The sequence below is a fragment of the Candidatus Zixiibacteriota bacterium genome, from assembly GCA_026397505.1.
Lineage (GTDB): Bacteria > Zixibacteria > MSB-5A5 > GN15 > PGXB01 > JAPLUR01.
On sequence record JAPLUR010000077.1, the window covers coordinates 1 to 15593 of the forward strand.

Consider the following 15593-nt stretch of genomic DNA (forward strand, 5'->3'; position numbering starts at 1 on the left):
CCCAATTACAGAATCATAATGCACGTCTTGGCCGCCTTCTGGGACTATATAAGACCATTCCGAAAGAATTCCCATGCCATCAACCGAATAAGGTCAGCGGCCATCCCTAATCTATAAAAGTAGGGTTTTTCAACACTCCCCAATATATAGCAGTTACCCCGGATTTGCCGTGGGTTTTGTTCTATAGGGGCCTGCATTACGCATCCGTCCCAAACACGCCAGTTGTTTAATTAGTCTAATATTCGCTTCACTTTAATAAGCCAAAGACAAATAAGAATATCCAACATTTATCATTCTGTCAAGGAAATTTGGCGGAATCGCAAGAGTTCGTCTGGGGTTCCGCCATACCAGACTACGCGGCTAAGCGCTAATAGTATAATGTGTTAGCCTGAATACTTTAGAACTTCGCCCAGCGCGGCACACGCGGGAACGGCAAAATTCTTCGTTGCGTCGGGTCCTAGTTTCCGCGTCAGCGGAAGCGAGACCTGACGCTTTCCGCGAGTATGGGGAAAGCCGTCAGGTCACCATTCCCCCGTTTTCCACGGGGGAACTCAGGACCTGACGGAACAGAAACTGGATTCCGGGTCAAAGCCCGGAATGACAAAAGGGGGCGCTTGCGTGAAAGCCTTAGAACTTCGCCCAGCGCGGCACCCGCGGGAATGGCAAAATGTCCCGGATATTCGCAATGCCGGTGATATACATCAGCGTTCGCTCAAACCCCAGCCCGAACCCCGCATGCGGCGCCGTGCCGTACTTGCGCAGGTCAAAATACCAGGAATACGGCTCCGGATTGATATGTTTCGCTTCCATATTCGCTTTAAGCACGTCATACCGCTCCTCACGTTGCGAGCCGCCGATTATCTCGCCGATTTTCGGCACCAGAACATCCATCGCCCGCACCGTCCTGTCATCATCATTGACCCGCATGTAGAACGCCTTGATATCTTTGGGATAATCATAGACAATGACCGGCTTCTTAAAAGTCTTCTCGGTCAGGTACCGCTCATGCTCCGATTGAAGGTCGATCCCCCATTTCACCGGGAACTCAAACTTCTCGCCCGACTTTTCCAGAATCTTGATCGCCTCGGTATAGGGCAGGCGCTCGAACTCGGATTTAATCACATGCTCCAGCGTCTCGGGAATGGTCTTATCGATCCACTGGCCAAAAAAGGCCATCTCATCGGCACACTGCTCCAGCGCATACCGGAACAGGTACTTGAGAAAATCGACCGCCACTTCCATGTCATCCTCAAGCTCGCAAAACGCCATCTCCGGTTCGATCATCCAGAACTCCGAGGCATGGCGCGAGGTGTTGGAGTTTTCGGCGCGGAAAGTCGGCCCGAAAGTGTAAACATCCCCCAGCGCCATCGCCGCGATTTCCGCCTCCAGTTGCCCGGAGACCGCCAGAAAAGCCTCGGTCCCGAAAAAATCCTCGTTGAAATCGATCTTCCCATCCTTGACCGGCGCCTTGTTCAACTGCAGAGTAGTGACCCGGAACATATCGCCCGCCCCCTCGGCATCCGAGGCGCTGATTATCGGCGTATGGATATAGTAAAATCCCCGTTCCTGGTAATATTTATGAATGGCATACGAAATCTTGGAGCGAATCCGGTTTACCGCCCCGAAAGTGTTGGTGCGCGGGCGAAGGTGGGCGATTTCGCGCAGATACTCAAAAGTATGCCGTTTTTTCTGAAGCGGGAAAGTCTGGTCCGCCTCGCCGATCAGGTCCAACTCCGAAACCGCCAGCTCATATTTCTGCCCCTGCGCCGGAGATTCGATAAGTCTCCCCGCGACTCTTACCGCCGCGCCGGTAAGAATCTTTTTGATGACCGGGAAATTTTCCTGGCTCTGGACTACCGCCTGAAGGTTCCCGACACAGGAGCCGTCGTTTATCTCAATAAAAACGACCTCCTTGGAAACCCGGATAGTTCTTACCCATCCCAGGATGATAATTTCCTGATTGAGACTGACTTTATCCTCAAGAAGGATTTTCGAAACTCTGGTTCGTTTAAAATAATCCATCAAAAACCTCCGACCATGAGAAATCAGCCGCAGACAACCGTAGCCTGTCGGCTTTCGGCTAATATTACAGCTTCACTGCTCTTAAATCAAGTCAAATTCGGGCTCCCGGACGCCCAAAAAGAGACAAAATGGCTACACATATAAATTTTTTGATATTTTGGAAACATTTTCTGGAAACCAAAGTATAAACAATTAGAGATATGAAAAGACGCCGATAAAGTTGACGATACAAAGGCTTCCCAACCTATTACCTGCACGGCGCCCCGTTTCACAACGGGGCGTTTTGCATTATGGGAGATTTCTAATCCTGGGCTTCCTCGACCAACGTTTTATAACGGTCGATCAAATCATCGAGTGATTCTTTCGATTCCGATTCGGCCTGAATCGAAAAAGCGGCGGTAATATTATCGGGCGTGACCAGCACCCAGCCGCCCGGCTCGAAAATCCTGATACCATCGATCAACTGGCGGCTCTTGTTGTCGGTGTTGGTGATAAGCCGTCGCATAACCTGACCCTTCTTGGCCCAGGGGCAGGGAACTTTTATCTCGCGCCGGATATATTTCTCGAAATCGCCGCGCATCTCGCCCAAACGAGTTTTTTCTTTGGCCATCATCTCGATAATCGAGGCAATCGCCAGAATAGCATCAGAGCCCATCTGGAATCCGGGGAAAATGAATCCGCCCAGCGTTCCGCCGACAAAATCGACCCCGCCTGCCTGATATGCTTCCATCATCGCCAGATGGGTATTCCGTACCCGGAGAACCTCCACGCCATAATTGGCGGCGATTTCCTCCACCCCCATCGAGGCCGAAACCGGCACCGCGATTCTTCGCGAGGGATGTGAGCGGAGGAAAAGATCGGTCACCAATAGCAGGAGCAATTGGCTATCGACCAAATTTCCATTTTCGTCAACCACCGTGATTTTCTCGGCGGCCGGATTGATATGGAAGCCGACATCAGCGTGAAGCGAGCGGACAATCGAGGAGAGCTGAACGATCGATTCGGCCATCTCATCAGGATGACGCGAGAACAAGCGGGGATCGAGATAGGCATTGAGAGCGATGATATTTATTCCCAACTGAGAAAAGATAGTCGGGAAAACCAGGCTGGCGCCGCCGTTGCCGTAATCGATGACAACCTTAAATCCGGCCTTATGGATAATATCGGGATTGATAGCCGCGATGAAGTCGGTGCGGTAATTTTCGAGAACGCCCTGTGGATTATCGAGATGGCCGATTTCATCAAGGCTGGCACGGCGGAAATCCTCACCGGAATAAAGCCGTTCCACTTTCTTCAGCTTGGCGGTCGGCATATCGAGGCTGTCGCCGTTGAAAAAGATAATATCTATCAGATGGTAATCATCAGGATTGTGGCGGACATATACGCCCGCTCCATAGGATCCGGTGCGAAGGGCGTAACGAACCACCGGAATAGGCATCATCTCCAGGTCATCGACATCCACTCCGGCGGCCAGGAATCCGCTGATAAGCCCGCGTTTCAGTAGGCGCGAGACATCGGAGGCATCGCGACTGGTGACCACGGTTTTTCCGGAGCCGAGAAAGGCGCCAAAGGCGGCTCCCAGTTTGACCGTCATCTCCGGGGTCAGTTCAGTCAGGGCCAGACCGGTGACCTTGGACTGGGTGAAAAGCTCGCGGTTCCATTTTTCGCCCCACACCAGCGAAGTCGAAAGGATTGCCCCTTCATCGACCGATTTTCCGGGCCAGACTTTGCAGTTGGCCTTGATCGTTGCCCCGGGGCCGATAATACAATCGTCGGAAACAATAACATTATCGAGAAGCACGACATTCTCGCCGATCCGCGAACGGGAACAGACAATCGCCCGCTCGACTTTCGATGCCCCGCCAAGCCAGACATCAGACCAGAGAATCGAATTATTGATTTCACTTTTTTCACCGACCTTAGTGCGAGGGCCGATAACCGAATCGCTCAGTTCCACATCATCGGCAATGGCGGCGTTGCTCCCGATAATGGCCGTGCCGTTCACTTTCAATCCTTGGCCCAGATGCACATTCTTTCCATGGTAGACGGTTCCCTCGCCAACCTTGATTCTTTCCATTCCCAGGTCGAGATTGACTTTTCCGGCCAGAAGGTCGTCATGGGCGCGGGCATATTCATCGATGTTACCGACATCTTTCCAGTACCCCTCGGTAATCATCCCGTATAATCCCATTTTCTTGGAGAGCATCAGGGGAAAGAGGTTCTGAGAAAAATCAAAATTGGTCTTGGGGGGAATCAGTCGAACCGTGTGCGGCTCGAGAATATAAATGCCGGTGTTGATAGTATCCGAGAACATTTCGCCCCAGGAGGGTTTTTCCAGGAAACGAACAATGCGGCCGTCATCATCAACAATAACAATTCCATAAGCGAGCGGATTTTCGGCCCGGGTGAGCAGGATAGTTGCCTCGGATTTCCTTTTGTGATGCCATTCCACGGCGGCGCCAAGATTGAAATCGGTCAAAAGATCACCCGAGATCACCAGCACCGTCTCATCGATAAAGCTATCGGCAAAGCGGACCGCCCCGGCGGTGCCGTAATCATCGGTAGGCTGAAGATACTCCATCTTCACCCCGAACTTGCGCCCATCCTTGAAGTAATTTTTGATTTCATCGGCCTGGAAAAAGAGAAGGGAGATCAAGTCATCAAATCCATTCCTTTTGAGGAGGTTGACGACATGTTCCATCATGGGGATATTCCCAATTGGAACCATCGGCTTGGGGATGTTTATAGTCAACGGACGAAGCCTGGTTCCAAACCCCCCGGCCATGATTATTGCCTTCATAGTTTATCTCCAGTGTTATTTATGCTCTGTGATGTTCCGGTGACACGACCGGTGCTCTTTAACCAGTCCAATATATCGAAAAAGTTTCCATATTCAACAGCTGTTAAACCATTTAATCGGCAAAAATCAAGGAGATCTCCACGGGCAAAGATTATATCGGCTCGTGGGACAGCACAAATATCAGAAAGACCGTCGCCGATAAAGACCACTTCATATTTGTCCGGTTCCCGGCCGACTATCTCGGCGATTCTGGTTCCTTTGCAGCTTCCGCACCGGGGACAGCCGTCATTCTCAAAAGGAAATTCGATAACCAGGCCACCATCCCGAAGAATCCCCCGGTTGGCGTAAAAAGGGATACCTTCGAGGTCGTATTTCTTCAGGATAAATTTGATATAAAGATCCAGACCGTCGGAGAGAATAGAAAAGGGGATATTTTGTCCTCTTATCAGTCGATAGAATTCTATGGCCCCGGAGGCCAGTTCGAAACTATCCAGGAAAGGGAATAACTCTTCCGGGGAGACTCTGGTAATTGCGGCCTCTCTCTGAAGGCATTCCCGGGAGGTAATCCGCCCTTTCTTCCAATCTTCCACCAACCGGCGGTTTGCTCCACCGGAAAAATGGGTGAAGATCCGGTTACCGACATCTTTGGCGGTGAATGTGCCGTCGAAATCCGAAAATATTATCAATCTCGAATTTTCCATTTAAGGCAATATTTTCCACAGTATGGTCAGGATAATAATCGCAATAACAATATACGAAAGTATTTGATAAAGGCGACTATGCCCTTTTCTGAAATATTCGCTCATCCAGATAAGCCGGGCCGGGGCGGATAAAATCAGGGTCATGATACTGATATTATAAAAGACGGTGCCGGCATCCCGGTCAAAGATATCGGCTGCAATGGCGGCGGCAAAGACGAATATTATCAGAATAACCAACGCTCTCTGCAGCTTCAAGAGCCCGGATATATTCTCTTGGCGGGTCATCTTACGCAATCCCCTGCAGGAACATTTTTATCGCCAGATATATCAGAAGGAGCGAGAAAACCGCCTTGATGACATTTGATTTGGCTCTTGTCCCCAGCCAGCTTCCCAGCCATCCGCCGGCGATTGTTCCCAGCATAATCTGCCCGGCAGATTCGACGTTCAGGATCCCCTGCACGAAATAGACGACCGAGCCGGTTGTGGCAATGATGCCGATAGTGAAAGCGGAGCTGCCCCGGGCAATGTTCATCGGGTAGTTGAAAATCAGATATGCGGCCGGAATGATAAGAACCCCGCCGCCGATACCCAGAATGCTTGATAGAATGCCGGCCAGAAGAGCAATCAGGCCGACCGCCCAGATATTCGGTTCATGACCCGATTTTCTCTCGAGGACGGCGCTATCCTTCTTTTTCAGGATGGAATAAGTGGTATAAGCCAGCATCAGAGAAAAGGCAACTTGAAGGTAATTTCCCGGAACATATTTCCCGAGAATGCTTCCGGCCACGGCCCCGACTGAGGCGAATATTGAAAGAAGGATCACTAACCGCAGATCAACCATATCTTTCCGAAGATATTCGGTTGAGGAGACCAGCGAATTAGCCATGATGGTGGCCAGCGAAAGGGCCACTGCCTGGTGCATCGGCAGCGAAATAACCAGCGAGAGAAAGGGGACCAGAATTACGCCGCCGCCCAGCCCCAAGAACCCGCCGACCAGACCGGCAAAAAAAGCGCCCGAAATAAGCAGCAGTTCGGTCATCTTGCGATTGCCCGGGCAAAAAGCGATTCGGCCAAATGAATATCCGGACGATAGGGAAGAATTGCCTCGCGATAAGCGGCCCCGGTACCATATTTCGCTTCCAGGGCTATCTGATACAACCGCCTTGTGACATATTCCCGATAACGTTCAAATTGGGCGCTGTCATCCTCACGGGCAATCTGCAGAATACTCTCGATCGAAGCGATTGTTTCCCTGCTGCACCCTTCAAGAAAGGCATTTTCCTCGGCGGAATTAATAACCCTGGTCAGGTTGGATTCAAAGCGAAAACCATTTTTCCGGGAAAAAGCGACAAAATCATCATAGTAAGCCGTCGAAACGACAACTGCGCCGGTATCGGGGACAATCCGATCGCGGTTGGCAAAGGCATAATCGCGCAGGAGAATGGAGTTCTCCAGTCGCAGGGGGAACGGCTCATCTTCAATCCACTTGATATAATAATCCGGCGGGATTCCAGCGGCGCTGTCTTTGATTTCGGCTTGGGGGTCGTTGAGGAAGATTTCCCCTTCAAAATAATATCGGGCGGTAGTGAGACGCAGCCCGGAGCCATCGCCAAAATAATCAAACTCCTGCACCAATCCTTTTCCGAAGGTGGTATCGCCGATCAGGACAGCGCGCCCGGCATATTTCAGGGCTCCGGCCAGAATTTCCGAGGCTGAGGCCGACCCGCGGTCTATTATAATCGCTATCGGCAGGCCGTCGGTGATATCCTTATCAGTTGAAGAATAGGCAGCATGATGCCAGCGGGAACGCCCCTTCAGGCCGACAATAAGGCGGTCCTTTTCCAGAAAGAGATTGGCCACCTGATAGGCCTCGCCCAGTAATCCTCCGGGGTTGCCGCGGAGATCCAGAATCAGGCCGTGCACTGTATCGGTATTTTTAATATATAGAGAGTCGAGCGCGGCGCGAACATCCTCACTGGTGCCGGACTCGAAATCGAGCAGCCGAATATAAAGGCTTTTGTTTTGAGTGATTCCGGCATAGGCCACATGTACCAATCGTAATCTCTCACGAACCAGATGGAAAGTGAGTGTGTCGGTCAGATTATTGCGCGCCACAACCACCTCTACTTTGCTTCCCTCGGGTCCCCGAAGAAGATAAGTGGCCTGATAGGAATTAATCCCTTTCATACTGGTGCTATCGGCCCGAATTATAACATCGCCGGTCCTAATGCCGGCCTTTCCGGCGGGGCCGTCCTCTCGCACCGACATTATCATCAGGCCATGGCTGTGGCCGACCACCATTATGCCGATACCGCCGTAACTGCCGGTGAACTCTTCCTGCACCCGATTCAGTTCCTCCGGTTCCAAATAACCGGAATAACGGTCAAGCTCCGATATCACCGAATTGCGGGCCAGCGACATCATTTTACCCGGATGGTAAGCCTCGGGATAAAATCTCTTAATGAGATTAAGGGTGTCTTCCACGCGATAGGAGGCATAGAGCTCCTCGCCGGAGAGAAGGTACCAAACCAGCCCGCACAAAAGAGCCGTGATAATAAAAAAAAGAGTCAGCGCCCATCTGATCGATCCGGCTCTGACTTCTTCAGAAATCGCTTCTATCTTATATTCAGCTTCTTCCGGAGACAAATTTCCACCTCGGCGAAAATATCCTCAGCCGGCTTTTTTCCATCGAGAACTACTATTCTTTTTTTCTCTTTCTGGGCGATCGCGAGGAATCCGCAGCGAACCCGGTCGAAAAACGCTCTTGATTCCGATTCAAGGCGATCGCTTTCTCTTTTCCGGCGCTTCAGTGAAGTCTGGTAATCGACATCGACCAGAAAAGTCATATTGGGTCGGACTTTGCCTATGACAAGACCGTTCAGTCGTTCGATAAGAGAAGTATCCAGACCGCGGCCATGCCCCTGATAAGCCATGGTGGAATCATAGAAACGGTCGCAAAGGACAATGACACCCCTCGCCAGTGCCGGCGCGATTACTTTCTGCACCAAATCGGCTCGCGCCGCCAGATAGAGCAGAAGCTCCGAGGCGGGGCCAATTTTGTTTTCCCTGCCCAACAGGATTTTTCGGATCTGCTCGGCGACCGGCGTGGAGCCCGGCTCGCGAAGGATGAGGAACCGGTATCCCTGTTTACGAAGGAAACCGGCGGTCATTTTAAGCTGGGTGGTTTTCCCGGAGCCGTCGATCCCCTCGAATGTTATCAGCAATCCTCGTTTTTTCATACTCAAAATAAGAAGGCGAACAATTAATATTCGCCTTCAATGTAGTTTGTTGATACCTCTTTGAAAACTACTTTTTTAGGAGCGTCCGTCGCGTGACTTTCCTTTTGGCCGCCGCCTTAGGCTCGGCGGGTTTTGTGGCCGGTTTCCGTTTTGCCCTTTTGGTATCCCCTTTCCAGCCGTATTTGAGGATGAATTCCTCGGTCATATGGCGGGCTTCCTCATCGGTGTACTGCACCGGCGGCGATTTCTTGAAATAGGCTGAGGGGGCCTTAATAGCACCGGAGAGGCCGTTATCCAGTGCCAGCTTGCAGCAGCGGACAGCATCGATAACCACGCCGGCAGAATTGGGCGAGTCCCAGACCTCAAGTTTCAATTCCAGATTGAGCGGCACATTGCCGAATGTAGTACCCTCCATCCGGATATAGGCCCACTTGCGGTCGAGAAGCCAGGCGACATAATCGGAGGGACCGATATGGATATTCTCTTTGCCGATATTGTAATCGAGCTGGCTGGTGACAGCGTTGGTTTTGGAAATCTTTTTAGATTCCAGCCGTGACCGTTCCAGCATATTGAGAAAATCGGTATTGCCGCCGACATTGAGCTGGCTGGTGCGATCGAGGCGAACACCGCGATCGCGGAATAGGCGGGTCAGAACCCGGTGAACGATTGTGGCGCCGACTTGCGATTTGACATCATCGCCGATAACCGGCAGGCCTTTCTCGATAAAACGATTCTGCCAGTACTGCTCGCGGGCAATGAAAACCGGAATGCAGTTGACAAAGCCGCAGCCGGCCTCCAGAATCTGCTCCACATACCATTTGGTGGCTTCCTCGGAGCCGACCGGAAGGTAATTAACCACGACATCGGTTTTGGTGTCCTTGAGAAGCTTGACGATATCGACCGTATCGCCGGGGGCTTTCTCGATAATCTCCGAGAGGTATTTGCCAAGACCGTCATGGGTCATGCCGCGCTGGACAATGATACCCGTTTTCGGGACATTGCAAAATTTGTAAGTATTATTCGGTTTGGTATAAATCGCCTCGGCGAGGTCTTTACCGACTTTGTTCTTATCGATATCGATAGCGGCGGAAAACTCAATGTCGCTGATATGATAACCGCCCAGATTGACATGCATGATACCGGGGACAGATTCATCTTCACGCGCCTTCTTGTAGAATTCCACTCCCTGCACGAACGAGGAGGCGCAATTGCCCACCCCGATAATAGCTATTCTAACTTTCCCCATAATTGGAAATCCCTTTCATCAAAAGTTAAATAAACCGCCCAAGTATACAAGAATCGCCGCCAAGGTCAAGAAAAAAGTTGACTTCTGATATAACATCGCTATATAATATATGACTATTAAGTCATAAATAATATAATGGTGATATATGAATGAAAATCTAATTGTTGAAATGGAAAAGAAAGAGGCGGTTACAGCCACATTCCGGAAATTGGAGCCTTCCAAGAAAGAGGCGATTTATCGGGCGGCGCTGAAAGAGTTTTCTTCGGATGTTTTTGACAGGGTTTCACTGGACTTAGTTGCCGCGGCGGCCGGGGTCTCCAAGGGGTCGCTTTTCCAATATTTTGGCAACAAAGAACACCTGCTGGAATTTGTGGCCGAAATCTTTCTGGATAATTACCGGCAATACTGGGAGAGTTATTTTGCCCGCGAGCATGCGGTGCGGGCGCGCGATAGAGTCAGCCAGTATCTTCTGGCCTGTCTTGAATATTGGGAAAGGGAGCGGATCGATTACCGGTTCCTTATGAAAATGCAGTACGAAAATCCATTAGCGGTGGCGGGCGCGTTTCTGGAGAGAGTGACGCAGTCGCAGCGGGAATATATTTCGACAATAATCGAGCGGGGCAGGGCCACCGGGGAAATCCGCGGAGATATGGAGACAGAGACCATTTCCTTTTTGATTCATGCCGCGTTGAGAAATCTGGAGCAGACTTATGCGGCCATCCTGCAAACGCCCAAGACCAAAGTTGATTTTAGGGATATTGCAGCGAAAATCACAGTGCTTCTCTTTGATGGAATTGCAGGTTAGGGCCTATAAATGCTCCATATTGTCATCCAAGAGAAAGATGTCGAATCTCCCGATCATGGGGTCGGGACAGACGCAGGAGATTCGACCTATGAAACTATTTTATCTGACTAAACTCTGCGACATCAAAAAAAACATCAACGACGTAGGGACCCAGCTTGTCTGGTTTGATATCCAGATGCGCATGAACGCCCTCAATGGCAGATCGCCATGCTTCGACTGACTTGGGTCCGGCCATTTCGTTATCGTTAATGAAGTATAAGAAAATAAGCCATGCCGGAATCCCATTCAGATGCCGCAATAAATAAAAGTGTGCCAGACGGTTGGCATATTGGTAGTAACGCTGTGACCAGTCGGCAGAGGGATCCGCGCCAAAAAACCGCTTGGTCTCATCCAGACTCTGTTGAATCAACTTGATGGATGAGGGACTCTTTGCGCGAGCTTGAGAGGTGAGTTCTTTGATGTGCGCTTTAGCTTCTATCAAAATGACATCGCCACGGCTGGTTTTGCCCAGGCCGTCCCAAACGGCCCCGCCTGATGGCCAGAATGAACGAAGCGGACGATTTTCGAGATGAATGGATAGTTGCTCCAAAAAATCTTCATCCTGGTGCTCGGCATGGTTACTTGCTTTCAGCGGAGACAGCCAGGTAATAATATCATCTCTGCTTAATCCTAGCTTAGGCCGCAGAGCGTCAGCAAGAAGATCAGGACGATGGTTGACCAGCTCTTGAAGCCAGTGTTGGCTACCCTTAATTGCTTTCGGCTGAATAATCTTTGGCATCTGCCCCCCCCCTTTCCGACGGATTGTTTAAGATTCTGTACTGAATTATATCGGAAGAAAAGCTCGGGTTCTGTAGCGTTGGCGAAGATATTTCTCAGCGGCTTAAGAAATTCCGGCCACTTAAGGCCATGGAAACCATTGTTTGTTAAGAAACAGCCTGATTGAGGGGGATTTTGAAATCGGTCTGCGCCAGAAGCATCTCCTGCTGGCGGCGGACTTCGCTTTCAGTCATCACGAAATCCGGGCCGACCTGCTCGATCATTATCGAGGAAACGCATGAGGCAAAGCAACCCGCTTTGCGCAGATCGCCGGTTTTCAGATACTCAAAAGTAAATCCGGCCATATAGGTATCGCCGGCGCCGGTGGCATCGACCAAATCGATTTTGTACGGCGGAATATCGATAAAAGTGCGGCCGTCATAGATAATCGAGCCGAGCTCCGCCAGCGTGACAATGACAATTTTCGGCCCCCAGCTCTTGATTATCTGCGCCGCCTGATACGGGTCTTTGCGGCAATCTATCCCGGTCAGAACTTTTCCCTCAAGTTCATTCGGCTTGACAATATCAAATAACGCTAAGGCTTGCTCGATACCTTCAACCTTGCTGTGATGAATTCTTCCGTTGCTGTCGGCATTTCGCAGCAGACCCTGCGGGTCGCAAAAAAAGAGACCGTCAAAGTTCTTACGAATAGACGAGATTTCCCCCAGCGTTACCTCCCCCAGAATCGGGCCGATCAAAACTGCTTTGGAATCCCGGTAAATCTCCGGATCCAGATGGCCTATAGTTGCCGCCCGCCCCAGAAGGTCCAGTGTCCGGTTGCCGAAATCATCATAATAAATCAGCGAGAAGCCGCCGGTTTCATCAGAGGGGACTATCACCGATTCGATCCCAAAGCCGGCCAGTTTTTTATTGAATTGCGCCTTGAAATCCTCGCCAACCGCTCCCACCAGGCGGACTTTCTCTCCCAGCCTGGAAAGCGCCAGGGCGGCGTTGGTGCTGCACCCGGATAAAACCCGCCCCTCGGTTTCGATTTTCCGGGTCTTGATATAATCATAGACCGGATTGCCGATAGCCGTTATCATTTTCGGCTATTCTCCGGCCTTTTTCTGCTTTAGGAGTTTATGGGCGTAGAACATTCGCTGCACCGAGGTGATATATGATGTCAGGCCGACTATAATCAACGCCAATTCCAGCATGCGGGCGCTGGGATAATACCGCTCGAGAATGGATCCGACAATAATCAGCGTGAATTTCTCCAGCCGCCCCATTATGCCGACCGCGCAGTTTTCGATTTTCCCGATCGATTCGGCCGCCGCGCGGGTGTAGCTGGCGATAATCATCCCGAACAGAGCAAAGAGGCCCCATCCGGGGTGCACCAGATGCGACATGGTAATCCCGGCCAATATAAAGAACTCGCCGTAGCGGTCGAAGACATGGTCGAGAATGCCGCCGAACACGGTGCCCAAATTACCGGCCCGGGCGGTGGCGCCATCAAGCATATCGGTCAGGGAGGTCAGAAGCATCCAAATAACCCCCACCCATATCTGCCCTTTCCAGAAATAAATGCCGGAAATAACCGCGCAAATGAGAGAGACACTGGTCAAGATATTGGGGGTGAGTCCCACTTTCAGGCAGAGGCGTCCCATCCAGAGAGTTGATCTCTCGTAAGACTGTCTCTTAATTTTGTTTACTTCCAGCATAGCATCTCTGGCAATTGTTGTTCAATATATTGCCGTCCGGAACAAAGTCAAGTTTTAACGGTTTACAGCACCTAAGCTATTGGTTGACAAAAAGGTAATCCCGCCGTATTTTCACCAGCCGGTTTGAGGAAAGTATGATAGAACAACGCCAAATTCGTAATTTTTCGATTATCGCCCATATTGACCACGGGAAATCGACCCTGGCCGATCGGCTTCTGGAGGCAACCGAAACTATCTCGGACCGCCAGATGCGAGCGCAGGTGCTGGATGATATGGATTTGGAGCGCGAACGGGGAATTACCATCAAAGCCCATGCTATCCGCCTTTCCTATAATCACCCTGATGGGAAAATCTACCAACTGAATCTTATTGATACTCCCGGCCATGTCGATTTTACTTATGAGGTCAGCCGGTCGCTTTCGGCCTGCGAGGGAGTGCTGCTGGTGGTTGATGCTGCGCAGGGGGTCGAGGCGCAGACTGTCTCCAATCTTTTCCTGGCGCTGCAGAATAATCTCGAAATTATCCCGGTGCTTAACAAGATTGACCTTCCCTCGGCCCAACCCGAGGAGGTCTCCAAACAGATCATAGATTTGATCGGCTGCAAGAGAGAGGATATCCTGCACTGCTCGGCCAAAACCGGACAGGGGGTGGATAAGGTTCTCGAGGCCATCGTCGCGCGAATCCCGCCGCCGGTCGGCAACCCGGATAAACCCTTTAAAGCGCTTGTTTTTGATTCGGTCTATGATTCATACCGGGGCGCCTCGGTTTATCTGAAAGTTGTCGATGGCTCCGTGACCAGGCGGGATTTTATCAAATTTTTCTCGCACGGTAAGCAGTTCGAGGTGGATGAGGTCGGCTGCCGCAAGCTGGTCAATATCCCGCTCGATTCGCTCTCGGCCGGCGAGGTAGGGTATCTTTATGCCGGTATCAAAGAGGTTTCCGATACCCGGGTGGGGGATACGATCACCAAAGTGAAAGAGCCGACCGATTCGCCCCTTCCGGGGTTTGTCGCCATTAAACCGATGGTCTTTTCCGGGCTGTATCCGGCCATTGCCGAGGATTACACCGAACTGCGCGCGGCGCTCGAAAAATTGAAACTGAATGATGCTTCCCTTTCGTCCACGCCCGAAACCTCCGCCGCGCTGGGGTTCGGGTTCCGTTGCGGTTTTCTGGGGATGCTCCATATGGAAATTGTCACCGAGCGGCTTTCACGAGAGTACAACCAGACCATTATCAACACCGTCCCCAACGTGGAATATCTGGTCTATATGACCGACCACAGCATCGTGACCGTCGATTCGCCCAACGAGATGCCGCAGTCGGGGAAAATCGAGTATGTCGAGGAGCCGTATGTCGATGCCCAGATAATCACGCCGCCCGATTCGCTCGGGACAATCATGCGTCTCTGCACCGACCGTCGCGGCATATACAAGAACACCGAATATCCGACCCAGGCGCGGGCGATGCTCTGTTATGCTTTCCCCCTTTCGGAGATAATATTCGATTTCTACGATAAGCTCAAATCGATTTCGCGCGGGTATGCCTCGCTCGATTACGGTCTACCGTTCTATATGAAATCCAATCTGGTGAAACTGGATATTTTGATAAATACCGAGCCGGTTGATGCCCTCTCGGTCATTATCCACCGCGACAAGGCATACAAGTACGGTGTCAACCTGACCGATAAACTGCGCACCTTGATTCCCCGCCAGCTTTTTGAGGTGGTGATTCAGGCGGCAATTGGGGGGAGAATCCTGGCCCGGGCGACCGTGAAACCATTGCGCAAAAATGTAACCGCCAAATGTTATGGCGGCGATATTACCCGGAAACGGAAATTATTGGAGCGGCAGAAAGAGGGGAAACGGCGTATGAAACAGATCGGCACCGTGGAGATCCCTCAGGAGGCATTCCTCGCCGCCCTGAAAATAGAGACATAATTCTCCCGTCGTGGGCGGCAGATGTCCACATTCATTGTTGTGTCAGTTCTTTATCGCGGCTTTGCCAAGCGGTGAACTGACACATGTCTCTGTGGGCGGCAGATGTCCACATCTGCCCCAGCCTGTGAATTCAGTTTTGGGTAGGTCGGGTTCCGAAATTCCTATAAAAGGAATTGAGAAACCCGACAATTCTGTCTACCACTCTTAAAAATAAGCGTAGGGCGGAAGGTAATGTCAATATTAGTGTGGAAATTGGTATATCCTTTTTTTCATTTATTTAGGCTGCTTTTTGTATCATGTTTTTGATGGTTTTTATTATTTCATTGTTTCTGTGCCATTTATGATTGAAATAGTTGAATAAAGCAT

The 15593-nt window shown here is 50.9% G+C and carries 13 protein-coding genes; 2 read left to right on the top strand and 11 right to left on the bottom strand.

Annotated features, from left to right (window positions below; genetic code table 11):
• Positions 1-627: 627 nt before the first annotated feature.
• The 8 genes from asnS to NT002_08360 form a co-directional block, all read right to left on the bottom strand.
• A complete protein-coding gene (asnS, locus tag NT002_08325) occupies positions 628-2022 on the bottom strand; it encodes an asparagine--tRNA ligase (GenBank protein ID MCX6829270.1) in 1395 nt (464 codons plus the stop codon).
• A 301-nt stretch (positions 2023-2323) separates the two neighbouring features.
• Complete coding sequence (locus NT002_08330) at positions 2324-4822, bottom strand: sugar phosphate nucleotidyltransferase (GenBank protein MCX6829271.1); 2499 nt, start codon at positions 4820-4822, stop codon at positions 2324-2326.
• Entirely contained in the window at positions 4819-5523 is a 705-nt protein-coding gene (locus NT002_08335) for an MtnX-like HAD-IB family phosphatase (GenBank protein ID MCX6829272.1), read from the bottom strand. Before NT002_08335 ends, NT002_08330 begins: the two co-directional genes overlap by 4 nt.
• Positions 5524-5808: a hypothetical protein gene (locus NT002_08340; protein ID MCX6829273.1), complete on the bottom strand. Its 285-nt coding sequence runs from the start codon at positions 5806-5808 to the stop codon at positions 5524-5526.
• A gap of 1 nt (position 5809) precedes the next feature.
• Entirely contained in the window at positions 5810-6562 is a 753-nt protein-coding gene (locus tag NT002_08345) for a sulfite exporter TauE/SafE family protein (protein MCX6829274.1), read from the bottom strand.
• On the bottom strand, positions 6559-8169 hold the full coding sequence (locus tag NT002_08350; protein ID MCX6829275.1) for a S41 family peptidase: 1611 nt from the start codon (positions 8167-8169) through the stop codon (positions 6559-6561). The genes NT002_08345 and NT002_08350 overlap by 4 nt, the downstream gene beginning before the upstream one ends.
• Positions 8139-8762, bottom strand: coding sequence for a dTMP kinase (tmk, locus tag NT002_08355; GenBank protein ID MCX6829276.1), 624 nt, complete (start codon positions 8760-8762; stop codon positions 8139-8141). The genes NT002_08350 and tmk overlap by 31 nt, the downstream gene beginning before the upstream one ends.
• Positions 8763-8829: 67 nt before the next feature.
• The gene (locus tag NT002_08360) at positions 8830-10008 is read right to left on the bottom strand and encodes an inositol-3-phosphate synthase (GenBank protein ID MCX6829277.1); all 1179 of its coding nucleotides are present in this window, start codon (positions 10006-10008) and stop codon (positions 8830-8832) included.
• A 145-nt stretch (positions 10009-10153) separates the two neighbouring features.
• Here NT002_08360 and NT002_08365 point away from each other — a divergent pair, with 145 nt between their 5' ends.
• A complete protein-coding gene (locus NT002_08365; GenBank protein ID MCX6829278.1) occupies positions 10154-10813 on the top strand; it encodes a TetR/AcrR family transcriptional regulator in 660 nt (219 codons plus the stop codon).
• Positions 10814-10907: 94 nt separating this feature from the next.
• Here NT002_08365 and NT002_08370 read toward each other — a convergent pair whose 3' ends face one another.
• From NT002_08370 to NT002_08380, 3 genes are all read right to left on the bottom strand, one after another.
• Positions 10908-11591 carry a hypothetical protein gene (locus NT002_08370; GenBank protein MCX6829279.1) on the bottom strand — a complete coding sequence of 228 codons (684 nt, stop codon included), beginning with the start codon at positions 11589-11591 and terminating at the stop codon, positions 10908-10910.
• Between the two features lie 145 nt (positions 11592-11736).
• Positions 11737-12672 (bottom strand): PfkB family carbohydrate kinase, encoded by a 936-nt coding sequence (locus NT002_08375; protein MCX6829280.1) that lies wholly within the window; start codon positions 12670-12672, stop codon positions 11737-11739.
• Between the two features lie 6 nt (positions 12673-12678).
• A complete protein-coding gene (locus NT002_08380; GenBank protein MCX6829281.1) occupies positions 12679-13290 on the bottom strand; it encodes a CDP-alcohol phosphatidyltransferase family protein in 612 nt (203 codons plus the stop codon).
• Between the two features lie 134 nt (positions 13291-13424).
• On the opposite strand from NT002_08380, the gene lepA reads away from it, so the two are divergent.
• Positions 13425-15227, top strand: coding sequence for a translation elongation factor 4 (gene lepA / locus NT002_08385; protein MCX6829282.1), 1803 nt, complete (start codon positions 13425-13427; stop codon positions 15225-15227).
• Positions 15228-15593 lie beyond the last annotated feature (366 nt).

Bases quoted from the DNA above. Each gene is read 5' to 3' on its own strand.
- NT002_08340 (MCX6829273.1), bottom strand. From the start codon at position 5,808: ATGACCCGCCAAGAGAATATATCCGGGCTCTTGAAGCTGCAGAGAGCG.
- NT002_08375 (MCX6829280.1), bottom strand. From the start codon at position 12,672: ATGATAACGGCTATCGGCAATCCGGTCTATGATTATATCAAGACCCGG.
- NT002_08360 (MCX6829277.1), bottom strand. From the start codon at position 10,008: ATGGGGAAAGTTAGAATAGCTATTATCGGGGTGGGCAATTGCGCCTCC.
- NT002_08330 (MCX6829271.1), bottom strand. From the start codon at position 4,822: ATGAAGGCAATAATCATGGCCGGGGGGTTTGGAACCAGGCTTCGTCCG.
- NT002_08380 (MCX6829281.1), bottom strand. From the start codon at position 13,290: ATGCTGGAAGTAAACAAAATTAAGAGACAGTCTTACGAGAGATCAACT.
- NT002_08345 (MCX6829274.1), bottom strand. From the start codon at position 6,562: ATGACCGAACTGCTGCTTATTTCGGGCGCTTTTTTTGCCGGTCTGGTC.
- NT002_08370 (MCX6829279.1), bottom strand. From the start codon at position 11,591: ATGCCAAAGATTATTCAGCCGAAAGCAATTAAGGGTAGCCAACACTGG.
- NT002_08365 (MCX6829278.1), top strand. From the start codon at position 10,154: ATGAATGAAAATCTAATTGTTGAAATGGAAAAGAAAGAGGCGGTTACA.
- tmk (MCX6829276.1), bottom strand. From the start codon at position 8,762: ATGAAAAAACGAGGATTGCTGATAACATTCGAGGGGATCGACGGCTCC.
- asnS (MCX6829270.1), bottom strand. From the start codon at position 2,022: ATGGATTATTTTAAACGAACCAGAGTTTCGAAAATCCTTCTTGAGGAT.
- lepA (MCX6829282.1), top strand. From the start codon at position 13,425: ATGATAGAACAACGCCAAATTCGTAATTTTTCGATTATCGCCCATATT.
- NT002_08335 (MCX6829272.1), bottom strand. From the start codon at position 5,523: ATGGAAAATTCGAGATTGATAATATTTTCGGATTTCGACGGCACATTC.